A 1522-nucleotide genomic window follows, 5' to 3' on the forward strand; every position below is an offset into this window, starting at 1 on the left:
CTTGAACTCCATTGTGTACTCTCTTTTTTGTTTTGACATGTTTTCAAAGTTAATTCAAACAGTCAACATGCTCTTTTCTCAATGTCCAGTCAAATGTAGTAAGTCCACAATTAAGTTTTCCAAATTTTCGAGACTTGCGCAACGGTGATCATTGTTGGGCCCAGTGTTATTCATTTATTTCACTCACGAAAGTATTCCAAGCTGGTTTAGGTTGCCCAGTTTCCCAACTGTGAAGACCTAAGTTATCCATAAAACCACATAAATAAGTTGAATCGACACCTTGTTGCTGGGCATATTGGTTGCAGAATCCTTGAGGATAATCATACATACCGTGATAGTAAACGAACGCTACTTTTTTACTGTCTATATATGGTTTCAAAGAGCTAAACATTACTTGCACAAATTCTGTTTGTTGTACTTCAGATGATGAATTTTCACTTGAAGATGTATATCCTATTTCTGTAAATGCAATTGGTTTACCCGCTGCATTCTGAACCATCCAGTCAATATCATCTTTAACTTGGTTGGTTGGACGCATTTGCCAAGGAATGCTATTTTGCTCGTCTGTTGGGTAATAGGTATAGCAAATAAAATCGCCTACATATTTAAATGTGTCAAACAAGGTTGGATTAGTTTTAGCTGAGTTAAAAGTAATAATTGTGCCTACTTTTACTTTTGGATTTAATGCGTGTATTTTCTGAATAGCAGATACATAAAATACTTTGAATCCTTGTAATTGATTTGGATTGGCACTTAAATATCCATCAATTTCATTTCCTATTAAAATATAGGAAACTCTTTCGATGGATGGAACTTCTGAAAAAATTTTATCTAAAAGCAGTGAAAATCTATTTATCATATCGGGATCATCGAAATCCAAGTTTTCTAAATCATCTGGAACTGATTTGATATTTGTATCTATCATTTTCAAGACAAGAATATAACTATTCAATTTGGTCTTATCTGGATCGAGTAAATTAAGAGGATTTGCCAGATTATCTTGTAATGAATAAGAATTAGGATTAGTTTCCAATGTATTCCATTCAGGGCTCATTCCAAATATATTAATGCCATTTCGAACCGCATAGTCCAGTCCTTCAAGATATCCGTCTAAACCGGGAGCTGTATTTTTATATTGTTGCAGAGAAAGTCCAATTAGTAATTTAGGTTTCGGCATTTCAGTAGGTGTAACTGAATTTTTGCTACAAGAAAGAAGCAGTATGGTTAAAAGTAGGTTTGTAAGTATTCTAAACATTGCGTTGTCTTTTAAGTATTAGACAATTCAAATTGCTAATAGGTTACAGAAACTATGTGTTTTCCAGATTGTGCCCAACTAGCTTATATCTCCAACTTTCTTAAGCATATAACGCCAATTTCGTCAGCTATGCCCAAGTGGATAAGCCGTGTAAACTGGGCTTGCAACAAAAAAATGGACAACCAGTTAAGAGTCATGCCTCTGATGCCTCTGATTTTTGGTTATACATTTCGTTTTCAAATTCCTCTATTGTTTTATAGTCCAATG

At 34.2% G+C, this 1522-nt stretch carries 1 protein-coding gene; it reads right to left on the bottom strand.

Annotated elements, in window-relative coordinates; translation table 11 throughout:
* Positions 1–166: 166 nt before the first annotated feature.
* Positions 167–1255 carry a hypothetical protein gene (locus PP182_RS20995; RefSeq protein WP_067034461.1) on the bottom strand — a complete coding sequence of 363 codons (1089 nt, stop codon included), beginning with the start codon at positions 1253–1255 and terminating at the stop codon, positions 167–169.
* Positions 1256–1522: the final 267 nt, after the last annotated feature.

The sequence above is a fragment of the Maribacter sp. PR1 genome (assembly GCF_028464145.1).
Classification (GTDB): domain Bacteria; phylum Bacteroidota; class Bacteroidia; order Flavobacteriales; family Flavobacteriaceae; genus Maribacter.

Excerpts from the sequence above, each read along its gene's own strand:
- PP182_RS20995 (WP_067034461.1), bottom strand. The coding sequence starts at position 1,255 with ATGTTTAGAATACTTACAAACCTACTTTTAACCATACTGCTTCTTTCT.